We start from the raw sequence: 17,348 nt of genomic DNA on the forward strand, positions 1-17,348 counted from the left end.
TACCCGACAGACATGGCACCGGCGCTCCGGTGCCGCTGTCCTTTTCACCGTGCCGCGCCCGCGAGGCGCCGGTCGTACGGTGTTCCATCAAGCGCAGATGCCCCTGAGTCTCACTTCGTTTTTCTCTTCGCCAATGACATTCAACGCTTCGCTGTCCCGTGCCGCCGTCGCCGCGGCGCTCGTCGCTTGCGGCTCGCTCGCTACGCTTCCCGCACGTGCTCAACAGATTCCGCCGCCGCCGATGACGGCCAAGGCGTGGACGATCGTCGACGTCACCAGCGGCCAGGTGCTCGCCGCAGGCGATCCGGATGCGCGCGTGGAACCCGCATCGCTCACGAAGATCATGACCTCGTACCTGATCTTCGAAGCGCTGCGCGACAAGCGCATTTCGATGGAACAGACGGTCATTCCGGGCGAGTCGGTTCGCAAGGTGGGCCGTGACGAATCGCGCACCTTCATCGAGGCGGGCAAGCCGGTCACCGTGCACGATCTGGTGTACGGCATGATCATCCAGTCGGGCAACGACGCTTCCATCGCCCTGGCCGAACTCGTCGGCGGCTCGCAACCCGGCTTCGTCGAGCTGATGAACCGCGCGGCGCAGCGCATGGGGCTGAAGAATACGCATTACACGAACGTCGACGGTCTGACCGACCCGCAGCACTACACCACGGTCGCCGACATCGCCAAGCTCTCGACGCTGATGATTCAGGACTTCCCCGAGTACTACAAGATCTACTCGGAGAAGAGTTTCACGTACAACAACATCCGTCAGCCGAACCGCAATCGTTTGCTGTATCTCGATCCGACGGTCGACGGCCTGAAGACCGGCCACACGAAGGAAGCGGGCTACTGCCTCGTGTCGACGGCTTCGCGTCCGCTGCCCGGCGTCGCCGGCGTGAACCGCCGCGTGCTGTCGGTGGTCGTGGGCGAGCCGACCGAACGCGCCCGCGTGCAGGACAGCCTCTCGGCGCTCAACTACGGTTACCAGAACTTCGACACGCTGCGCGTGTACGGTGCGAACCAGGTCGTGGCCACGCCCAAGGTGTGGAAGGGCAAGGAGAGCGAGCTGAAGATCGGTGTGAAGAAGGACACGTTCATCACCGTCCCCAAGGGCATGGCCGACAAGATCAAGCCGCAGCTCGAACTGCGCGAACCGCTGATCGCCCCGATCGCCAACGGCGCGCCCGTCGGCACGGTCAAGGTCATGGCCGACGGCAAGCAACTCGCCGAATTCCCGGTCGTGGCGCTGGCCGATGTGCCGCAGGCCAGCTTCATCGGCCGTGCATGGGACGCGCTGCGCCTGATGTTCGTGAAGAAGTAAATCCGGGCGCGGCAAGGGTCTCGCCCAGGCGGGATGCGCGCCCATAAAGCGCGTAGCATTGCCGAACCTGCCGGTCGGGCCCGCTTGCGAGCCCGGCCGGCGCAAGGCGCGCTCCCATGGGGCGCGTTTTTTCCTTTCGTCGTGCGCTCGACGCGCACCTTGCAAACATGGATAACCCCACCGTCTGGCTCAATGGCGAACTGATCGCGCTCAGCGACGCGAAGATCTCCGTTCTCGATCGCGGTTTTCTCTTTGGTGACGGCATCTACGAAGTCGTGCCCGTCTACCACGGCAAGCCCTTCCGTCTGGCGCAGCATCTCGATCGCCTCGAGCGCAGCCTCGCCGAGATCCGCATCGCCAATCCTTACACGCGCGCCGAATGGGAAGCGCTCTTCGCGCGTCTGTCGGCGACATGCGCCGCCGATCCGCACAGCGTCTACGTGCAGGTCACGCGTGGCGTGGCGCCGCGCCAGCACACGTTCCCGAAGGACATCGCGCCGACCGTGTTCGGTATCGCGACTCCGCTCTCGCTGCCGAGCCGCGAGAAGGTCGAGCAGGGCGTGGGCGCCGTCACGCACGAGGATCGCCGCTGGCTGAATTGCCACATCAAGTCGACCTCGCTGCTGGGCAACGTGCTGATGGCGCAGTACGCGGCCGATCACGACGTGCAGGAAACCATCCAGTTCCGCGACGGGTATCTGACCGAGGCGTCGTCGAGCAACGTATGGGTGATCCGGGGCGGTGAAATGTTCGCGCCGCAGCGTGATAATCGGATCCTGGAAGGCATTCGCTACGGTGCGCTGGCGGATCTCGCGCGCGAATGCGGTATTCGCTTCGAGGAGCGGCCGGTCACCGAAGCGGAAGTGCGCAGCGCCGACGAACTGCTCATCACGTCGGCCACGAAGGAAGTGCTCGCCGTCGTCTCGCTCGACGGCAAGCCCGTCGGCGACGGCAAGCCGGGGCCCGTCTTCCGTGCACTGTACGCGGCCTATCAACGCGCCAAGGAGGCCCTATGACGACGGAAAAGAAGGAAACCCTGCTCGAATTCCCGTGCGACTTTCCCATCAAGGTAATGGGGGCGACGCAGGACGGTTTTGCCGACGCCATCGTGGCGCTGCTGCGCGAGTTCGATGCCGAATTCGACGCGGCCACCGTGGAAATGCGTCCGTCGAGCACGGGCAAATATCTCGGGCTGACCGTGACGGTACGTGCGCATTCGAAAGCGCATCTCGACGATATCTATCGCGCCCTGACGGGCCATCCGATGGTCAAGGTCGTGCTGTAACGGCACGATTGCGCGATGGCGGCGGCATGGCTCTCGCTGCTGCCGTCATCGACATCGACCGGATATTGTCGTTGCCGTTGGGCTCACGCGGGCGTCGGCGAGCCGTCGTCGTCCATCGGCACGATCGGGTCCAGGCCCAACTGAGCGTCCGTGGTCATCTCGCCGGCTGTGGCGGCCATGCCCGCGGCCAGCGCGGCGGGGCTCGGACGCGTCGGGCGGCGCTGTATGTGCTTGACCGATTCGAACGCCGCCAGCTCTTCCAGAAACCATGTCCTGAACGCCTGCACGCGTTGCGTCTCCAGCACGCCCGGCGGGCACACGAAATAGTAATCCCATTCGCATGGCGTATCGACGTCGGACAGCCGCACGAGGCGTCCGGCCATGATGTCGCCGACCGCGAGCGAGCGCCGCACGAGCGCCACGCCCTGGCCGACGATGGCCGCCTGCGAGAGCATGCCGGAATCCTGATACATCATGCCCTGCGACGGTTCGGGCAAGTCGAACCCGGCAGCCGCAAACCAGGGCGCCCACGGCTCGCCTTCCGAGCGCAGCAACGTGCTGCGGCGAAATTCCTCGGCGGTTCTCGGTAGCTGACCCTTGTTGTACGTGGGACTGCACGCGGGGAAGAAGACGTCGTCGAGCACCTTCTCGATATGCAACCCCGGCCAGTTCCCTTTGCCCATGCGCAACGCGACGTCCACGTCGTCACGCTCGAAGTCGATGAGCTCGGCACTGCAACGTAACTCCACTTCGAGCTCCGGATGCCGGTCGATGAAGCGGCCGATGCGCGGCGTGAGCCAGCGGCTCGCGAACGACGGCATCGTGGTCAGCACGAGCCGCCGCTCGCCGCGCGTGCCGGCCTGCAGCTTGCGCGTAGCCTGCGCAATGTCGCCCAGCGCGGCGCGAATCGACAACGCGTATTGCCGCCCGGCCGGCGTGATGCTGATGCGCTTGCCGTTGCGCGCGAACAGGGTCGTACCCAGTTCCTGTTCGAGCGCGCGAATCTGATGGCTGATCGCGCCGTGCGTGACGAACAATTCCTCGGCCGCGCGCGAGAAGCTCTCCAGGCGGGCAGCCGCCTCGAAGGCGCGCAGGGCACTCAGGTTGGGAAGTCTCCGAAGATCCATGTGAGCTTTATTCGCAAGGCCGTGAAAATATGTCGTTTGGTGTGGCGCTTGCCAGTCCCTATGATTAAGTCATTGTCTCGCACTGAGTGGGGGTCGTAAAATGCAAAACAATTTGACAAAGGTTCAGTACTTCTACGGTATTCGTCCGGGCGAAGTCGTCACCCTCGACCTCCATCACGAGCATACGCTTGTCGCGCGCGGTGCGGCGGTCTGGGTGACGCGGGCCGGCGACCCGCACGACTACTGGTTGATGCCGGGCCAGCGCCTTGCCGTCGAGCCGGGACGCCGTTACTGGGTATCGTCGGACGAAGGCGCCGAAGCACAACTCGAGCGCGATGTGGCGCACCGCTTCGCCATTACCCGGGTGCTGCGCAAGTGGCTCGCCGGACGCCGGGCGGCTCGCGAAGCCAACTCGTGCACTGCGGCGGCCTAACGATACACCGGTCTGTCGTTCGGGACATCGCGCGCTCCGTGGCCGGTTTCGGCCAGCGAGCGCGCGATTCGTTTGAAGCGCTCGCGTCGGCATTCCCGATGTGTCAATGGAATTCACAACAAGACGCACAATAATCGCGTCGAAAAAACTCGATAACGCGTCGAAACAAGAGAAGTCCCCCCGATGACCCAAGCCAGTTCCCCGACTTCCCATCCCGATCCCGCCCAATTGCGCCACGCGCAGGCCGAAGAGCGGCTTGGCCGCGTGTTGATGATTGCCGCCATGGTGATCTCCGGCACGATCGGCTATTTCGTGCTGATGTCGGGACAGCCGGCGCTCAACGTGGTCTTTCTGCGTTGCCTGATCGGGGCGGCCAGTCTTTGTGCCTGGTGTGCCTATCGCGGCTATTGGCGAGGGCTGCGCCTGGCACGCTGGCAAGTGCTCAACGTCGCACTCGGCGCGATCACTCTCGTTTCCAACTGGTATTTCCTGTTCACCGCCTACCGGATGACTTCGGTCGGCATCACCACCGTCGTCTACAACGTGCAGCCGTTCCTGCTGGTGCTCGCAAGCGCGGTCATCACGCGCGAGCGTCCGTCGCTCGCCACGCTGGGTTGCCTGGGCGTCGCATTTGCCGGGTTGATCATCCTGGCCGAGCCGGGGGGCGCGCATGGCGAGGGTTATCTGCTCGGCGTCGCAAGCGCACTGGCCGCCGCGTCGTTGTACGCCGCGACCACGCTCTTCACCAAGAAGCTGGCGGGCACGCTTCGTCCGGAAATCATCGCCGCGCTGCACATGACCATCGGTGCCGTCGTATTCGTCTGGATGGCGGACTTCGGTCATCTGCCGTCGGCGCCGCGCGAAATCGGCGCCATCGTCACGCTGGGACTGTTCCACACGACATTCATGTATCTGCTGCTGTACGGCGCATTTCAGAAGGCGTCGACGTCGAGCCTTGCCGTGTTCGGCTTCGTCTACCCCGTGGTGGCGGTCGCCGTCGACTTTCTCGCTTTCGGCATCGTGCTGCATCCGACGCAGTGGCTCGGCGGCGTGATGATCCTCGTGGCCGCCGGCTGGTACGCCAAAAGGCTCGGTGCCGCACCCGTGAAGTCGGCCGAAGTGGCGAAGCCCGCGAACCGGGCCTGAAGACAGCCCTGAAACCAGACCCTCCCACGATGGGAGGTAATGCGGCTTGACGACGCGAGCCGCGCCCATTGCCCGTGCCGGTCATGGCGCCCCGTGTGGTGCGCAGTCTTGCTCGCACGGGCGCGAGCAAGACTGCGCCGGTTTCGTTAAAATCGCGCTCATGACCTCCCCGATCGAAGTGTGCTGGCGCGGCACCGAAGACTACGCCACATCGTTCGACGCCATGCGCGCGTACACCGATGCGCGTGGCCCGCACGCCCCGGATCAACTCTGGATTGTTCAGCATCCGCCCGTCTATACGCTGGGATTGGCCGGCGACCCCGCTCATCTGCTCGTTGCCGACACCGGCATTCCGCTCGTCAAAGTCGATCGTGGGGGCCAGATCACCTATCACGGCCCCGGCCAGGTGGTGATCTACCTGCTCGTGGACCTGCGCCGGCGCAAGCTCGGCGTGCGCGAGATGGTGCGTTTGATCGAGCAGGCGGTGATCGACACCCTTGGAGCGTATAATCTCGAGGTTGAGCGCCGGGCCGGCGCGCCGGGCATCTATGTGAGTCCGGGCGAGGGCGCCGCAGCGCATGCCGGCGCGAAAATCGCCGCGCTCGGGTTGAAGATCCGCAACGGATGCAGCTATCACGGCGTGTCGTTGAACGTCGCAATGGACCTGCGGCCGTTCGACTGGATCAATCCGTGCGGCTATGCCGGCCTGCAAACCGTAGACATGGCCACGCTTGGCGTGGCCGCCCGCTGGGACGAAGTGGCCGCGCGACTGGCGCAGCAACTCGGCCATCACCTCGAACAGCACACCGCGCCGGCAGACGCCGCGCCCCCGACCCATACGGCTGGTACGGCCAATGGGATCGATGTGGCCGCGAGCGCCAACGCCGCTGCCTGAATGGACGCCTGGAAAGCCCCATCATGACCACCACCGTGACTCAGAACGACACCGCGAACAAGGAAGTTCGCACGATCGACGGCGAATACGACGCCACTGCCAAGCAAAAGTCGCAGGCGAAGACTGCACGTATTCCGATCAAGATCGTACCTGTCGAGCGTCTGAAGAAGCCGGACTGGATTCGCGTGAAGGCGGCGACCCATACGTCGCGCTTCTACGAGATCAAGCAGATCCTGCGCGAGCACAACCTGCACACGGTGTGCGAAGAGGCGAGCTGCCCGAACATCGGCGAGTGCTTCGGCAAGGGCACGGCCACGTTCATGATCATGGGCGACAAGTGCACGCGTCGCTGCCCGTTCTGCGACGTGGGCCACGGCCGCCCGGATCCGCTCGATGTGGACGAGCCGCTCAATCTCGCGAAGACCATCGCCGCGATGCGTCTGAAGTACGTGGTGATCACGAGCGTGGACCGCGACGATCTGCGCGACGGCGGCGCCCAGCACTTCGTCGATTGCATTCGTCACGTGCGCGAGCTCTCGCCGCAAACCCGCATCGAAATCCTCACGCCGGATTTCCGCGCTCGTCTCGATCGCGCGCTCGGCATTCTCAACGCCGCGCCGCCCGACGTGATGAACCACAACCTCGAAACGGTGCCGCGTCTATATAAAGAAGCGCGTCCCGGTTCGGACTACCAGCATTCGCTTACGCTGCTCAAGGAATTCAAGGCGAAGCATCCGGACGTTGCCACCAAGTCGGGCCTGATGGTCGGCCTGGGCGAGACGGACGAGGAAATTCTCCAGGTCATGCGCGACCTGCGTGCACACAACGTCGACATGCTGACGATCGGCCAGTATCTGCAGCCGTCGGAGCACCATTTGCCGGTGCGCCGCTACGTGACGCCGGAAACGTTCAAGATGTTCGAAGAGGAAGCCTACAAGATGGGCTTCACGCACGCCGCCGTGGGCGCGATGGTGCGCTCGAGCTATCACGCCGACGTGCAGGCGCACGAAGCCGGCGTGGCCGACGCCATCTGAGCGCCCGGCTACCGCACCTGATACGCCTGCTTGACCGAACGCGGGCCGTCGAAAGACGGTCCGCGTTTTTGTTTGTGCAATGAAATTGCGGATGGGAGCGCTGGCGGACCGGCCCCTTTGCGAGCCCTTTACGACCACTTGACGGCCAGCAAACGTTTACGAGTCGTCACACACCCCGCGCCCGGTTCGCTACGCAATACGCCCCGAGCAGCCCCATGCATCCCCGAAATGGCAAGAAAATCGCCGCCAATTTCCCCGAACGTCGCCTAAATCTCCCACTCCCAGGCCGGCAATCCGGCCCTGCCCCGCGAAATATGTTGTAACACGGTTCGCCTTGTCGTCGACGAACCGTTGTTTCAGAATATTGAAACTCTGTTTTGTCCTTCAAAACAGAGGGCGTGCCACCGATGAGTGCGATTACCGGACGTATGCGAGGAGACTGCATGTCCCGCCAGGTCACCGAGGGCCGATTTTTTGTGGAAGCGCCACAAGCGGGCAGGGGTGGCTCGGGCAGACGCTTGCCGCTGGTGATCGACGCGCCGCACAGCGGTCACGTCCTGCCCCCCGATTTCGACACCATCGCGCCGACGGCGGCGATTCTCGCGTGCGGCGACGCCTACGTCGACGAACTCTGGCTTGCTGCCACGCACCACGGCGCGACGCTCGTCGCGGCGCTTTTCCCGCGCGCATACATCGATCCGAATCGCGCCGTGCACGACATCGATCCCCAGTTGCTCGCGAGTCTGTGGCCGCACGATGCGCGCCCGCAGGCGTACAGTGAGCGCGGCGTGGGACTGTTGCATCGTTTCGCGGCGCCCAATGTGCCGCTCTACGACCGGCGTCTGACGGTTGCCGAAGTCGAGCGTCGCATTCACGACTACTACCTGCCGTACCGCCACGCGTTGCGCGACGCGCTCGACGCCGCGTGGGAGCGGCACGGCGTGGTCTGGCATCTGAACTGCCATTCGATGAGTCCGCGCGGCGGCGCGCTCGATCCCGACGCCGGCATGATGCGCCCGGACGTGATCGTGAGCGACGCCGACGGCACGAGCGCGGACCCGGCGTTCTCGCGCTGGATCATCGCCGAATTCACGCGGCTGGGATTTCGCGTGGCCTACAACACGCTTTATCGCGGCGGCGACATCGTGCGCCACTTCGGACGGCCTGCCGAGCGGCGCCACAGCGTGCAGATCGAGCTGAATCAGGCGCTTTACCTCAATGAATCGCGCGGCGAAAAGCATGATGGCTTCTCGACGCTGCAGTCGCAACTCGGGCAATTCGCGGCGGCGCTCGCCGCTTATGCCGAACAACATAGCGAGGAAGTTTGATGGACTACACAGTCGCTTCGGTCGACACGGCGCTCACGCTGCTGTCGCTGGTCGGGGAATGTCCCGGCCTGGGTGTGACGGAACTGGCGCAGCGCGCAGGCCTGAACAAGTCGCGGGCCTTTCGTCTGCTGGCCACGCTCGAGCGGCACCGCTGGGTGGTGCGCGAGGGCAGTCCGGTCACCTACGTGCTCGGCGCCCAGGCGCTGGTGCTCGGCGTGGCCGGCCACGAGCAGGTCAATCTCGTGAAGGTGGCGCATCGCCATCTCCAGGCGCTCAACCGCGCGCTCAACGAGAACATTCAACTGCGCGTGCGCGACGGCCTCGAGTCGCTGTGCGTGGCACGCGTCGAATCGACGCACGAGCTGCGCGTGCACGGCGTGGTCGGCAACCGTCGGCCGCTGTACGTGGGCGCGTCGGGTCGCGTGCTGCTTGCCTTCGCCGCGGACGACGTGCGTGCGCAGGTGCTCGGTCGACCCCGCAAGCGCTTCACGGCGGGCACGCTCATCGAGCGCGACGAACTCGCCGCGGAACTGCTCAACGTGCGCCGTCAGGACGTTGCCGTGAGCTTCGGCGAACTGGCTCCCGAAGCCGTCTCGGTTGCCGTGCCGGTGCGCGACGCCTCGGGCGAGGTGATCGCATCGCTCTCCGCGTCCGGCCCGTCCTCGCGCATGACGCGCGCCTTGCTGCCCGACATCTCGTCGCGGCTGTCGACGTGCGCGGCCGAAATCTCGGCGGCGCTGGGCTACCAGACGCCGGTGCCGGAAGCCCTGTCTGCCTGACGTCGCCCCGGCCGGCGCCGCTCGACGTCGCTCCGCCGGCCATCCCGTTATCCCATCATTCCGACTTCAGGCCCCGCTGTTCGGCAATGCCTCGAGCTTGCTCGAGCGGGGGTCTCTCAATGGCCGTTGCGATCCCCGCTCCACGACAGGGGCGCCGGTCCCTTCGGTCTCGCCCTTCATTCTCCTGCCGTTCTCCGACACCGGAAATCACTCTCTATTTTCTGGAAAACCAGAAAGTAATCGGAGATATTTTCCGATTTTCCGTATAACCGACCATCGGGTTTTCCTTAGTTTCAATTAATGAAATCAATGGCTTATGTGTCTGGCATAAGTATTGCTTTCTAACGCGCGTGCTGTCGCGAAGTCTGAAAAACCGACGTTTCCGGCAAGCCATTCCGATAAGAGAGAGAAGGAGACCTTATGTTCAAGCAATGCCTTGCCGCCGCTGCGCTGTGCGCGGCTTCGCTACACGCGTTTGCCGACGACCTCGTGCGTCTGGGGAATCTGAAGTTCGCGCACTACGGTGCGGTGTCGTACATGAAGGTGATCGGGCCGAAGTATGGTCTGAAGATCGAAGAGCGCATGTTCGCCAAGGGCGTGGACATCATGCCGGCGATCGTGGCGGGCCAGATCGACGTGTCGGCCAGCGCGCTCGACGCCGCCATCGCGGGCCGTGCGCAGGGAGCGCCGATCTACGCCGTGGCCGGGTTCGCGAAGGGCGGGGTGCGTCTCGTCGCGAAGAAAGGGCTGCCGATCGTGAAGGTCGCCGACCTCAAGGGCAAGAAGGTGGGCGTGGCCCGTGGCGGTGCGCAGGAACTCATTCTCTACGCGGAACTGGCCAAGGCCGGTCTGACTTGGTCGGATCAGCCGGGCAAGGACGTGCAGATCATGTTCATGGCTTTCGCCGATCTGAACCAGGCCCTTGCCGCCGGCAGCATCGACGCGATGTGCCAGTCGGAGCCGCAGGCCTCGCAAGCCATCAACAAGGGCTTCGGTGTGGAAGTGCTCAAGCCGTACGACACGCCGATCGGCGAACCGGTGCGTGCGCTCGTGATCACCGAAAAGCTCTACAAGGAGAAGCCGGACGTGGCGCAACGCCTGATGTACGCGTTCGTCGAAGCGACCGACTACTTCATCAAGAACCCGCAAGCGGCCGAGAAGTACGTGCGCGAGGACATGTTCAAGAACCAGATCACCACGCAGGACTTCACCGACGCGATCGGCAACTCGCCGTATAGCTACGATCTGAGCATCTCGCACGTGCAACTCACGACCGACCTCATGAAGAAGTACGGCGTGGGCAAGCTGCAGGATCCGGTGCCGAAGGCCGACGACTGGGTCAAGCTCGACCTGCTCGCCAAGGCCAAGACCAAGCTGAACATCAAGTAAGCGAGGCATTCGGATGGCCGCAGTGCTTGTTTCTTCCGGTTCGCGCTCCTCGCGCGTGCTGCGTGGCGTGTTGATTCCGCTCGCGGTCGTGGTGATCTGGCAGATCGTCACGGGCCTCGGGTGGATCAACCCGATCATTCTTCCGTCGCCGCTCGCCGTCGTCGCGAAGTGGTGGCAATACCTCAAGCCGACGGCCGCCATGGCCGACGGCTTCGGCGCGTGGCTGCATTCGAGCGAACTGCTCACCGATGCGGCCAACAGCCTGTATCGCGTGATCATGGGGTTTCTCGTCGGCACCGTGATCGCCTTGCCGCTCGGTCTGCTCATGGGGACGAGCACGCGCGTCTACGGGCTCTTCAACCCTCTGGTGCAGGTCGTGCGTCCGATTCCGCCGATCGCCTACATTCCGCTCGCCATTCTCTGGTTCGGTCTGGGCAATCCGCCGGCGTTCTTCCTCATCGCGCTCGGGGCGTTCTTTCCCGTGTTGATGAACACGATCGCGGGCGTGCGCCACGTCGATGGCATCTATCTGCGTGCGGCGCGCAACCTCGGTGCGAGCCAGTTCACGATCTTCCGCCGCGTGATCATGCCGGCCGCCACGCCTTACATCCTGTCGGGTATCCGGATCGGCATCGGCACGGCGTTCATCGTGGTGATCGTGGCGGAGATGATCGCCGTGAACAACGGCCTGGGTTACCGCATTCTGGAAGCGCGCGAGTACATGTGGTCGGACAAGATCATCGCCGGCATGCTGACCATCGGTCTGCTCGGCCTGATCATCGACCTGGGCATGGATCGCCTCAACAACCACCTGCTCAAGTGGCACCGTGGTCTCGAAACGAAGTGAGGCGGACGACATGCTGATCGAAATTCAAAACGTCAACAAACAGTTCGCCATTCCGGGCGGCACGATCGATGCGCTCAAGGACATCGATCTGAACATCGGCACCGGCGAGTTCGTGTGCCTGCTCGGCCCGTCGGGCTGCGGCAAGTCCACGCTGCTCAACGCGCTGGCCGGCTTCGTGCAACCGACCTCCGGTGCGATCCGCATCGACGGCCGCGCCGACGCGGCTGCCGAGCCGGGCCCGGACCGCGGCATGGTGTTCCAGGAGTACGCGCTGTTCCCGTGGATGACGGTGGCGCAGAACATCGCCTTCGGGCTGGAAATCAAGGGCATGAAGCGCGCCGAGATCAACGAGCGCGTGGACCTGTTGCTCGGCAAGCTCAACCTGCGCGAGTTTCGCGAGCGCTTTCCGCGCGATCTGTCGGGCGGCATGCGTCAGCGCGTGGCGATCGCCCGCGTGCTCGCGCTCGACAGCCCCATCATGCTCATGGACGAGCCGTTCGGTGCGCTCGACGCGCTCACGCGGCGCACGCTGCAGGACGAGCTGCTGCGCATCTGGGAGGAATTCAAGAAGACGATCATTTTCGTCACTCACAGCATCGAGGAGTCGATCTATCTGGCCGACCGGGTCGTCGTCATGACGTACCGGCCGGGCACGGTCAAGCGGGACGTGGTCATTGACCTGCCCCGTCCGCGCGACACGGCGGGCAGCGAATTCAACGAATTGAAGAAGGAGCTGGCCCAGATGGTGATGGAGGAGCAAATGCGCTTTGCGCAAAGCGAGATTCGCGGCGTCACCGCGGATTGATAACAAGGGCGGTGGCTTGCCCCACCGCCAAGAGGAAACAACATGCAAACCCAGACCAAGAAACCCTTTTATCGCATCCTGTACGTGCAGGTGCTGATCGCCATCGTCATCGGTGTGCTGCTCGGGCACTTCAAGCCCGACCTCGCCGTGCAGATGAAGCCGCTCGGCGATGCGTTCATCAAGCTGATCAAGATGATCATCGGCCCGGTGATCTTCTGTACGGTGGTGACCGGTATCGCCGGCATGGAAGACATGAAGAAGGTCGGCCGCGTCGGCGGCAAGGCCCTCATCTACTTCGAAATCGTGTCGACGCTCGCGCTGATCATCGGTCTGTTCGCGACGCACATCCTGAAGCCGGGCGCGGGCTTCAACGTCGACATCAACTCGCTCGATCCGAAGGCGATCGCGGGCTACGCCGAGAAGGCGGCGCACGGCGATACGTTCGTCGACTTCCTGCTGCACCTGATCCCGAACACGATCACCGACGCGTTCGCCAAGGGTGAAATCCTGCAGATCCTCGTGATCGCCATCCTGTTCGGCGCCGCACTGAGCGCGATCGGCGAGCGCGGCCGCGTGGTGACGGGCTGGATCGACAGCGTCTCGGGCGTGCTTTTCCGCGTAGTGCACATCATCACCAAGGTGGCGCCGCTCGGCGCCTTCGGTGCGATGGCCTTCACGATCGGCAAGTACGGCATTGCCTCGCTGGTGCCGCTGGCCAAGCTCATGGGCACGTTCTACCTGACGTCGTTCCTGTTCGTGATCGTCGTGCTGGGCCTGATCGCCAAGGTCACCGGCTTCTCGATCTTCCGCTTCCTCGCGTACATCAAGGAAGAGCTCCTGATCGTGCTGGGTACGAGCTCGTCGGAAGCCGCGCTGCCGCACCTGATGGAAAAGATGGAAAAGGCCGGTTGCTCGAAGTCGGTGGTGGGGCTGGTGATCCCGACCGGCTACTCGTTCAACCTCGACGGCACCAACATCTACATGACGATGGCCGTGCTGTTCATCGCGCAGGCGACCAACATCGACCTGACGTGGGGCCAGCAGCTCACGCTGCTCGCCGTGGCGATGCTCACCTCGAAGGGCGCTTCGGGCGTGACCGGCGCGGGCTTCATCACGTTGGCCGCCACGCTGGCCGTGATCCCGACGATCCCGGTGGCAGGGATGGTGCTGATCCTCGGCATCGATCGCTTCATGAGCGAGTGCCGCGCGCTCACGAACATCTGCGGCAACGGCGTTGCCACGATCGTCGTGTCGGCCTGGGAAAAGGAACTGGACCGCAAGAAGCTGGCCGAGGCCATGTCGAGCAAGCGGGAACCGGAACTGGCCTGATGGCCCGCGGGGCATCGGTGCGGCGTCGTGGCGCGAAGCGCCTGGCGACGCCCATCCGGTGCCCTGCTTACCGAAGCGCGCGGCGCGGCACGAATGCATGTCGTGCCCGCCGGCGCCTCGCAGAAAGTCCCGTTCGCCACCGGGCGGCGCGGCACAGGCACAATAGCGCCTGAGCTTCGCCGCCCGGTGGCCTTTTGATGCTGTGATTGGCGCTGTGATTCCATGGCCACCCTGCAAGACAATTCGATCCGCACTCGCCAGAGCGACGCACCGGGAGGTGCTGCGCCCGCTTACGCGAGCGGTGTGGAGCGCAGGCGCGACGAAGTCCCCCTCGACCTCGAAAGGACTGTGCCGATGCGCCGTTGGTCATGGATCGTCGTCATGCTGTTGGCGAGCGTCCTGTTTTGCTGGTTGACATACGCCCTGAGCTGGCAGCGCGGCGTGGCCGATCTGCGTGTGAACGCCGGCGCGCGCGTCGAGCGCTACGCGGGCAGCCTGCGCAGCACCGTCGACCGCTACGAATTCCTGCCGTACCTGCTCTCGCTGCATCCCTATGTGCACGATCTACTGCGACATCCGTCGGATCGCGCCGTCGTGCAGCGGGCCAACGACTATCTCTTCGACGTGAACCAGCGCGCCAAGGCTTCGGCAGCGTACGTCATCGACGCGACCGGCCTGGCGCTCGCCGCCAGCAACTGGCGCGAGAAGGCCACGTTCGTGGGACAGGAGTACCGCTTCCGTCCGTATTTCATCGACGCGATAAAAGGCGCGCTCGGCCGTTTCTACGGTGTGGGGACCACCTCCGGCGAACCGGGGTATTTCGTCTCGCAGCCGATCGTGGTGGACGGTCAGATCCTCGGCGTGGTCGTCGTCAAGCTGAATCTCGAATGGTTCCAGCGCGCGGGCGCGGACGCCTCCGAGCCGGTCGTCGTCGCCGACGATCACGGCGTGGTGTTTCTGTCGTCCGAGCCGCGCTGGCAGTACCGCTCGCTCGCGCCGCTCGCGCCCGACGTGAAGGCTGCGCTCGAGAGCACGCGTCAGTATTACAACCAGCACATCACGCCGCTCGCCTGGACCGAAGACGAGCGTCTGGACGCGGATGGCGAAGTGGTCACGGTGCGCGACGGTCGCGGCGCGGGCAAGAACCGGCGTTTTCTTGCCGTGCAGCGCAAGCTCGGCGAGCCGGACTGGACGCTCATGTATTTCGCGCCGCTCGACCAGGTCATCGCGAACGCGCGTATCGCGGCCGTGGCGGCGGCGTGTCTGGCGGCTTTCACTTGCCTGCTGGGCATCGCATGGAACCAGCGCCGGCAGCGCGTGCGCGATATGCTCAAGAGCCGCGAACTGCTGCAGGCGGCGTATGCGGAGCTGGGCGAGCGGGTGGCCGAGCGTACCGCCGATCTGCAATCGGCCAACGAACGTCTGCAAACCGAAGTGCAGGAGCGGGCGCGCACCGAAAACGAACTTCGCGAGACGCAGAGCGAGCTTGTCCAGGCGTCGAAACTCGTGGCGCTGGGGCAGATGGCCGCCGGTATCACGCACGAGCTCAATCAACCGCTCTCGGCACTGCGCAGCTTCTCCGACAATACGCGTGTGCTGCTCGAGCGCGGCGAGTATGGCGCGGCGCGCGAGAACCTCGAAGCGATCGCGTCGCTCACCGATCGCATGGGCAAGATCACCGGGCAGTTGCGTCTGTTCGCGGGACGCTCGCGCCGCGGTGACATGGAGGCGTCCGTGCGCCGCGCGCTCGACAACACGACAATGTTGTTGCGCGGGCGTCTGGAAGGCATCCAGGTGACGATCACGTTCGCCGATGGCCTGCACGACGTGGAGGTGACCTGCGAAGGGCTGCGACTCGAACAGGTGTTGATCAATCTGGTCGGCAACGCCATCGACGCCGTTGCCAGTGGTGCCAGTGGTGCAAGCGGCGCCGGTGCACCGGCGTCGCCCTCGATCTGGATCGACGTGGACGCCAGTGAGGCGTGGGTGCGCATCTACGTGCGCGACAACGGTCCGGGCATCGCGCAGGCGCACATGTCGCGCCTGTTCGAGCCGTTTTTCAGTACCAAGGAAGGCGGTCAGGGCATGGGGCTCGGACTCGCCATCTCGTCGTCCATCGCGCAGGAGAACGGCGGGCAGCTGGTAGCCCGCAATGTTCCTGGCGGTGGCGCGGAATTTCTCGTGACGCTGCGCCGTGTGCAACGCACCGGCGCGACAATCGCATGATGTACAAGAACCTCCAGATCCTCTTCGTCGAAGACGACGAACTCGTGCGGCGCGCGACGCTGCAAAGCCTGCAACTCGCCGGGCTGGACGCCTTCGGGCTGGCCTCGGCCGAAGCCGCGCGGGAACGCATCACGCCCGACTTCGCGGGCATCGTCGTGTCCGACATTCGTCTCATCGGCATGAGCGGGCTGGAACTGCTCGCTCATCTGCGTCAGCACGCGCCCGAGGTGCCGGTCATTCTCGTGACCGGCCACGGCGATATCTCGATGGCCGTACAGGCGATCCGCGACGGTGCTTACGATTTCATCGAGAAGCCGTTCGCCCCCGACCGTCTGATCGAATCGGCCAAGCGTGCGCTCGAGACCCGCAAGCTCATGCTCGAGAACCAGGCGTTGCGACGCGAGCTGGCGGAGCAGGGCGGACGCGCGTCGCGCATCATCGGACGCAGCCCGTCGATGGAGACGCTGCGCACGCTCATCGCCAACGTTGCGATGACCGATGCGCCAGTGCTCATCAACGGCGACACCGGCACCGGCAAGGAGCTCGTGGCGCGCAGCCTGCACGAACTCTCGCGTCGCCGCGATGCGCCGTTCGTCGCGCTGAACTGCGGCGCGCTGCCCGAAGCGATCTTCGAGAGCGAGATGTTCGGTCATGAAGTGGGCGCGTTCACGGGCGCGGCGAAGCGTCGCATCGGCAAGCTGGAACACGCCTCGGGCGGAACGCTTTTCCTCGACGAAATCGAGAGCATGCCGGCGGCGCTGCAGGTGAAGCTGCTGCGTGTGCTGCAGGACGGCGTGCTCGAGCGCCTGGGCTCGAACCAGTCGATTCGCGTGGACTGTCGCGTGGTGGCGGCGGCCAAGGGGGACATGGAGGCGCTGGTGCGCGAGGGCACGTTCCGTCGCGACCTGTATTACCGCCTGAACGTGGTGACGCTGGCATTGCCGCCGTTGCGCGAGCGCCGTGAGGACATCCTGCCGTTGTTCGAGCATTTCATGCTCGATGCCGCGGTGCGCTATGGGCGCCCGGCGCCGGTGGTGTCCGATCGTTTGCGTCAGGAACTGATGCAATCCGATTGGCCCGGCAACGTGCGCGAGCTGCGCAACGCCGCGGATCGTCTGGTGCTCGGCGTGGCAAGTGCGCCCGAGGGCGATTCGCTCGCCCCGTTGCCGCTCAAGGAGCAGGTGGAGCGCTTCGAGCGCGCGGTGCTGCAAGAAGCGCTGGAGCACAGCAAGGGCAACGTGGCCGCCACGGCTGAAGCGCTGCATGTGCCCAAGGCCACGCTCTACGAAAAACTCAAGCGCTATGGTCTGCACACGCGCGGGCATGGCGACGGCGGCGAAGGCGGTCGATGAGCGGCGCCTACGAGTCGCGCCAGAAAAACAAAAGCGCCTCGAAGGGCGCTTT

Annotated in this window: 16 protein-coding genes; 15 read left to right on the top strand and 1 reads right to left on the bottom strand. The window is 64.6% G+C overall.

Annotation, left to right across the window (positions count from 1 at the left end):
* Positions 1–97 precede the first annotated feature (97 nt).
* From RO07_RS02280 to RO07_RS02290, 3 genes are all read left to right on the top strand, one after another.
* On the top strand, positions 98–1,321 hold the full coding sequence (locus RO07_RS02280; protein WP_039413976.1) for a D-alanyl-D-alanine carboxypeptidase family protein: 1,224 nt from the start codon (positions 98–100) through the stop codon (positions 1,319–1,321).
* A 167-nt stretch (positions 1,322–1,488) separates the two neighbouring features.
* On the top strand, positions 1,489–2,337 hold the full coding sequence (locus RO07_RS02285; RefSeq protein WP_039413978.1) for a D-amino acid aminotransferase: 849 nt from the start codon (positions 1,489–1,491) through the stop codon (positions 2,335–2,337).
* On the top strand, positions 2,334–2,606 hold the full coding sequence (locus RO07_RS02290) for a DUF493 family protein (RefSeq protein ID WP_039407727.1): 273 nt from the start codon (positions 2,334–2,336) through the stop codon (positions 2,604–2,606). The genes RO07_RS02285 and RO07_RS02290 overlap by 4 nt, the downstream gene beginning before the upstream one ends.
* 83 nt (positions 2,607–2,689) lie before the next feature.
* Here the strand turns inward: RO07_RS02290 and RO07_RS02295 are convergent, their stop codons facing one another.
* Complete coding sequence (locus RO07_RS02295) at positions 2,690–3,733, bottom strand: transcriptional regulator GcvA (protein ID WP_039407729.1); 1,044 nt, start codon at positions 3,731–3,733, stop codon at positions 2,690–2,692.
* 112 nt (positions 3,734–3,845) lie between these two features.
* Between RO07_RS02295 and RO07_RS02300 the strand changes: the two genes are divergently transcribed.
* From RO07_RS02300 to RO07_RS02355, 12 genes are all read left to right on the top strand, one after another.
* Positions 3,846–4,166: a DUF2917 domain-containing protein gene (locus RO07_RS02300; RefSeq protein WP_160118079.1), complete on the top strand. Its 321-nt coding sequence runs from the start codon at positions 3,846–3,848 to the stop codon at positions 4,164–4,166.
* A 183-nt stretch (positions 4,167–4,349) separates the two neighbouring features.
* Positions 4,350–5,312 carry a DMT family transporter gene (locus tag RO07_RS02305; protein ID WP_084072404.1) on the top strand — a complete coding sequence of 321 codons (963 nt, stop codon included), beginning with the start codon at positions 4,350–4,352 and terminating at the stop codon, positions 5,310–5,312.
* Between the two features lie 160 nt (positions 5,313–5,472).
* Positions 5,473–6,207: a lipoyl(octanoyl) transferase LipB gene (gene lipB / locus RO07_RS02310; protein WP_052266952.1), complete on the top strand. Its 735-nt coding sequence runs from the start codon at positions 5,473–5,475 to the stop codon at positions 6,205–6,207.
* Between the two features lie 23 nt (positions 6,208–6,230).
* Entirely contained in the window at positions 6,231–7,241 is a 1,011-nt protein-coding gene (gene lipA / locus RO07_RS02315) for a lipoyl synthase (protein ID WP_039407730.1), read from the top strand.
* A gap of 443 nt (positions 7,242–7,684) precedes the next feature.
* Positions 7,685–8,569 carry an N-formylglutamate amidohydrolase gene (locus tag RO07_RS02320; RefSeq protein WP_039407731.1) on the top strand — a complete coding sequence of 295 codons (885 nt, stop codon included), beginning with the start codon at positions 7,685–7,687 and terminating at the stop codon, positions 8,567–8,569.
* Positions 8,569–9,348: an IclR family transcriptional regulator gene (locus RO07_RS02325; RefSeq protein ID WP_039407733.1), complete on the top strand. Its 780-nt coding sequence runs from the start codon at positions 8,569–8,571 to the stop codon at positions 9,346–9,348. Before RO07_RS02320 ends, RO07_RS02325 begins: the two co-directional genes overlap by 1 nt.
* A gap of 420 nt (positions 9,349–9,768) precedes the next feature.
* Entirely contained in the window at positions 9,769–10,737 is a 969-nt protein-coding gene (locus tag RO07_RS02330) for an ABC transporter substrate-binding protein (protein ID WP_039407736.1), read from the top strand.
* A 13-nt stretch (positions 10,738–10,750) separates the two neighbouring features.
* Positions 10,751–11,584: an ABC transporter permease gene (locus tag RO07_RS02335; protein WP_052266953.1), complete on the top strand. Its 834-nt coding sequence runs from the start codon at positions 10,751–10,753 to the stop codon at positions 11,582–11,584.
* Positions 11,585–11,594: 10 nt separating this feature from the next.
* Positions 11,595–12,389 (top strand): ABC transporter ATP-binding protein, encoded by a 795-nt coding sequence (locus RO07_RS02340; RefSeq protein WP_039407738.1) that lies wholly within the window; start codon positions 11,595–11,597, stop codon positions 12,387–12,389.
* Positions 12,390–12,431: 42 nt separating this feature from the next.
* Positions 12,432–13,718 (top strand): dicarboxylate/amino acid:cation symporter, encoded by a 1,287-nt coding sequence (locus RO07_RS02345; protein ID WP_039407740.1) that lies wholly within the window; start codon positions 12,432–12,434, stop codon positions 13,716–13,718.
* Positions 13,719–13,940: 222 nt separating this feature from the next.
* The gene (locus tag RO07_RS02350) at positions 13,941–15,944 is read left to right on the top strand and encodes a sensor histidine kinase (protein ID WP_084072405.1); all 2,004 of its coding nucleotides are present in this window, start codon (positions 13,941–13,943) and stop codon (positions 15,942–15,944) included.
* Positions 15,941–17,296: a sigma-54-dependent transcriptional regulator gene (locus RO07_RS02355; RefSeq protein ID WP_418303699.1), complete on the top strand. Its 1,356-nt coding sequence runs from the start codon at positions 15,941–15,943 to the stop codon at positions 17,294–17,296. The genes RO07_RS02350 and RO07_RS02355 overlap by 4 nt, the downstream gene beginning before the upstream one ends.
* The last annotated feature ends 52 nt before the right edge of the window (positions 17,297–17,348 follow it).

The organism is Pandoraea pulmonicola, from assembly GCF_000815105.2.
GTDB lineage: Bacteria > Pseudomonadota > Gammaproteobacteria > Burkholderiales > Burkholderiaceae > Pandoraea > Pandoraea pulmonicola.

What these genes read in the sequence shown, in the direction of transcription:
- RO07_RS02280 (WP_039413976.1), top strand. Translation starts at nt 98, where the DNA reads ATGCCCCTGAGTCTCACTTCGTTTTTCTCTTCGCCAATGACATTCAAC.
- RO07_RS02285 (WP_039413978.1), top strand. Translation starts at nt 1,489, where the DNA reads ATGGATAACCCCACCGTCTGGCTCAATGGCGAACTGATCGCGCTCAGC.
- RO07_RS02290 (WP_039407727.1), top strand. Translation starts at nt 2,334, where the DNA reads ATGACGACGGAAAAGAAGGAAACCCTGCTCGAATTCCCGTGCGACTTT.
- RO07_RS02295 (WP_039407729.1), bottom strand. Translation starts at nt 3,733, where the DNA reads ATGGATCTTCGGAGACTTCCCAACCTGAGTGCCCTGCGCGCCTTCGAG.
- RO07_RS02305 (WP_084072404.1), top strand. Translation starts at nt 4,350, where the DNA reads ATGACCCAAGCCAGTTCCCCGACTTCCCATCCCGATCCCGCCCAATTG.
- lipB (WP_052266952.1), top strand. Translation starts at nt 5,473, where the DNA reads ATGACCTCCCCGATCGAAGTGTGCTGGCGCGGCACCGAAGACTACGCC.
- lipA (WP_039407730.1), top strand. Translation starts at nt 6,231, where the DNA reads ATGACCACCACCGTGACTCAGAACGACACCGCGAACAAGGAAGTTCGC.
- RO07_RS02320 (WP_039407731.1), top strand. Translation starts at nt 7,685, where the DNA reads ATGTCCCGCCAGGTCACCGAGGGCCGATTTTTTGTGGAAGCGCCACAA.
- RO07_RS02325 (WP_039407733.1), top strand. Translation starts at nt 8,569, where the DNA reads ATGGACTACACAGTCGCTTCGGTCGACACGGCGCTCACGCTGCTGTCG.
- RO07_RS02330 (WP_039407736.1), top strand. Translation starts at nt 9,769, where the DNA reads ATGTTCAAGCAATGCCTTGCCGCCGCTGCGCTGTGCGCGGCTTCGCTA.
- RO07_RS02335 (WP_052266953.1), top strand. Translation starts at nt 10,751, where the DNA reads ATGGCCGCAGTGCTTGTTTCTTCCGGTTCGCGCTCCTCGCGCGTGCTG.
- RO07_RS02340 (WP_039407738.1), top strand. Translation starts at nt 11,595, where the DNA reads ATGCTGATCGAAATTCAAAACGTCAACAAACAGTTCGCCATTCCGGGC.
- RO07_RS02345 (WP_039407740.1), top strand. Translation starts at nt 12,432, where the DNA reads ATGCAAACCCAGACCAAGAAACCCTTTTATCGCATCCTGTACGTGCAG.
- RO07_RS02350 (WP_084072405.1), top strand. Translation starts at nt 13,941, where the DNA reads ATGGCCACCCTGCAAGACAATTCGATCCGCACTCGCCAGAGCGACGCA.
- RO07_RS02355 (WP_418303699.1), top strand. Translation starts at nt 15,941, where the DNA reads ATGATGTACAAGAACCTCCAGATCCTCTTCGTCGAAGACGACGAACTC.